Annotated in this window: 4 protein-coding genes; all 4 read left to right on the top strand. The window is 75.1% G+C overall.

The genetic code is table 11. The annotated features are described in order from the left end of the window. Window positions 1-597 (top strand): O-antigen ligase family protein (locus HW577_RS22885; RefSeq protein ID WP_198378423.1); only part of this gene is annotated, 597 nt, incomplete at its 5' end. Next, window positions 594-1631: a glycosyltransferase family 2 protein gene (locus tag HW577_RS22880; protein ID WP_198378422.1), complete on the top strand. Its 1038-nt coding sequence runs from the start codon at window positions 594-596 to the stop codon at window positions 1629-1631. The genes HW577_RS22885 and HW577_RS22880, both read left to right, overlap by 4 nt. Then, window positions 1628-2590 carry a glycosyltransferase family 2 protein gene (locus tag HW577_RS22875; RefSeq protein WP_198378421.1) on the top strand — a complete coding sequence of 321 codons (963 nt, stop codon included), beginning with the start codon at window positions 1628-1630 and terminating at the stop codon, window positions 2588-2590. Before HW577_RS22880 ends, HW577_RS22875 begins: the two co-directional genes overlap by 4 nt. Continuing rightward, window positions 2590-3250, top strand: a 661-nt coding sequence (locus HW577_RS22870) for a glycosyltransferase (RefSeq protein WP_198378420.1), incomplete at its 3' end; no start/stop codon positions are given. The genes HW577_RS22875 and HW577_RS22870, both read left to right, overlap by 1 nt.

Below are 3250 nucleotides of genomic sequence, written 5' to 3'. Positions count from 1 at the left end.
CTCGTGGCGCTGGCGCTGCGCGCGCTGCCGGCGCGGGCCGCGGCGGGCGGGGCGATCTGGGGGCTGCTGCTGCTCGGGGCCGCGCTCGCGCCCTTCGCGGGCGACATCGCCGAGCGGTTCCGCGGCGACTTCGCACGGTCCGTGACCTTCCGCGCCGACTACAACCGCGCCGCGCTCGAAGTGTTCGACCAGCATCCGCTGTTCGGCGCCGGGCTGGCCGGCTCGGGCGCCAGGATGGCCGAACTCTCCGCGGGCATCGCGCTAGAACTCGCCGCCGTCACGGCCACGGCGCACACCGCCGGCGTGCGCGCGGCGGCCCCGGTGCACAACGTCTACATCCTCATGCTCGCCGAGGCGGGGCTGCCCGGCCTGGCCGGCTTCCTGCTGCTGCTCGGCGGCATCCTCTGGCGCGGCGCGGCGGCTGTGCTGCGCTGCAGGGGGGGCACGCGCGGCATCGCGCTCGGCCTGACGCTCGGCGTCGGTGCGCAGGCGGTGCAGCAGACGGTCGATTTCTCGCTCTGGTGGGATCCGTCCTGGTACAGCCTCGCGATCGTGGCGGCGCTGCTCGCCACCGCGCGCGACGGGGCGGTGCCGTGACCGCGCCGGTCCTGTTCGTCGTGCCCGCCTTCAACCGCGCGGCCGAACTGCCGCGCACGATCGGCGCCATCGCGGCGCAGGACTGGCCGGCCGAGGCAATCTCGATCCTGCTCGTCGACAATGGATCGACCGACGGAACGGAGGCCGTCGTCGCATCGCTCGCGGCGCGGCTGCCCGTCCGCCTTGGCTATCGACGCAAGGCGCCGGAGGGGCCGGCCGCGGCGCGCAACCTCGGCCTTGCCGCGGCGCCGGCGGATGGCTTCGTCGCCTTCGTCGACAGCGATGTGGAACTCGACCGCGGCTGGACGCGCGCGACCGTCGCGGCGATGGAGGCCGACCCGCGTCTCGCCATGGTGGGCGGCCGCGTGCTGTTCGCGCATCGGCCGGATGTGCTGAACGCCTATGGCGGCGCGCTCTCGCGCCTCGGCCTCGCCTGGGATCTCGAGGAAGGCGCGCCGGCCATCACCGCCCAGGCGCCGCGCGACGTCGCCTGGGCGAACGCCTCGGCGCTGCTCTGCCGGCCCTGGCCGCTGATCGAGGCCGGCGGCTTCGATGCCGCGTTCTTCTACGCCTATGAGGAGCCGGACCTCGCGCTGCGCCTCGCCCTCGCCGGGCATCGCTGCCGCGTGGTGCCCGATGCGACGGCGCTCCACCACGTCGGCGCCTCGGTCGGGCCAAGCCATCCCGACATCGTCTTCCACGCCGTGAAGAACCGGCTGCGCATGGGGCTGAAGTCCTTCGGCGCGCGGCGGCTCGCCTGGTGGTTGCCGGCGGCGATGCTGCACGCGCTGGCCGATGCCGCCCTGCATCCCCCGCGCGGCGCGCGCTGGCGGGGGCTCGCGTGGAACCTGCGGCATCTGCCGGCGACGCTCGGGCTCCGTCGCACGGCCCAGGCGCTGCGGCGCCTGCCGGATGAGGAGGCCTTCCGCCATGTCGTGCCGCGCTGGTTCCCGCCGACGCGACTGGCTGGCCTCAGGCGCCGCGCGGTCGATGGCCTGGCGCGCGGCGCGGCGACGGACGACCGCACGGCATGAGCGCGCGGGTGCCGCCCTTCGTCAGCGTGATCGTGCCGACCTACCGGCGCCCGGCACTGCTGCGGCGCCTGCTGCTCTCGCTGGTCGCCCAGGACTGGCCGCGCGACAGGTACGAGGTGATCGTCGTCCATCGCCCCGGCGACGAGGAGAGCGCGCGCGCCTTCGAGACGCTGGCGCGCGGCGGCCCCATGGCGCTCCGGCGCCTGACGCTCGACGTGGTGGGGCCGGGGCGCAAGCGCCAGCATGGCGCCGACCACGCGCGCGGCGCCATCCTCGCCTTCATCGACGATGATTGCGAGGCGACGCCGGGCTGGATCGCGGCGGGCGTGGCCGGGATCTCGGACGGTCTCGCGCTCGTGCAGGGCCGCACCCTGCCCCATCCGGGCCAGCCGCGACGGCTGCTCGAGAAGACGATCAGCGTCACCGGCGCGACGCCCTATTTCGAGACCTGCAACATCTTCTACGACGCCGGCGTGTTCCGGGCCGTGGGCGGCTTTCCCGCGGCCTTTGTCGACCGCTGGTACGGCGAGGACACCGCGCTCGGCTGGACGGTGCGGCTCGCCGGCCATCGCACCGGCTATGCCGAGGCGGCGCTGGTGCATCACGAGGTCTTCGCGATCTCGGTCCGCGAATGGCTGCTGGCGCCGCGCACCATGCGGCACTGGCCCGCCCTGGTGCGAGACTTCCCGGCGCTGCGGCGCGAATTGTTCCTCGGCCTGTTCCTCACGCGCCTGACCGCGGCCTTCGACCTGCTGGCGGTCGGCCTGCTGCTGGCGCCGCTGCATGCGGGGTTCCTCGCATTCGCGCTGCCCTATGTCGCGCTGCGCTTCGTCGACCGGGGGCGGCTGCGCAACCCGCTGCATCTCGTCGCGCGGCTGGTCTTCGGCCTGCCGCGCGCCGCAGTGCTCGCCTGGGTGCTGCTGCGCGAATCCGTGCGCGCACGGTCGCCGGTGCTGTGATGCCGCGCTCCGTGCTGCTGGTGCATGAATGCTTCCCGCCGGATGTGCGCGGCGGCGGCGAGGCGGTGGTGCTCGCGATCGCGCAGGGCCTGATGGCGCGCGGGATCGCCGTGGAGGTGATGACCACCGGCGACCCGAAGGCCAGGAGCTTCGAGGGCGTGCCGACGAGCCGGCTGCGCCTGCCGCGCCATGCCCTGCCGCTGGCCATCGGGCGCATCGCCGCGGCCGCTGCGCGCCACGACCTGGTGCAGGCCTTCAACTTCAACGCGGCGCTGCCGGCGCTCGCCGCCGCGCGCCGTGCCCGGCGGCCCGTCGCCTGCACCATGCTCGGCCTGTTCGGGCGCGAGTGGCTCGCGATGAAGGGGCCGCTGCTCGGCCGCGCCTTCGCGGCGATGGAACGGCGCATCCTGGCCGCGCGCTACGACGCGACGATCTTCCTCTCGGATGCCTCGCGCGCGCAGGGCGTCGCACTCGGGGCGGAGGCCGCGCGCAGCCACGTCATCCCGCCCGGCATCGCCTGGGACCGGCTGCGCCCGGCGGCCGCGCGCGCAGCCTATGTGCTGTTCGCCGGGCGGCTCGACCGGCGCAAGGGTGTGCATCACCTCCTCGCCGCGGCGCGCGCCCTGCCGCACATCCCCTTCCGCGCCGCCGGCTGGGGGG

Origin of the sequence: Neoroseomonas rubea (assembly GCF_016106015.1) — a bacterium.
Lineage (GTDB): Bacteria > Pseudomonadota > Alphaproteobacteria > Acetobacterales > Acetobacteraceae > Neoroseomonas > Neoroseomonas rubea.
This window is presented reverse-complemented; position numbering and strand designations above follow the sequence as displayed.

Excerpts from the sequence above, each read along its gene's own strand:
- HW577_RS22875 (WP_198378421.1), top strand. The coding sequence starts at position 1,628 with ATGAGCGCGCGGGTGCCGCCCTTCGTCAGCGTGATCGTGCCGACCTAC.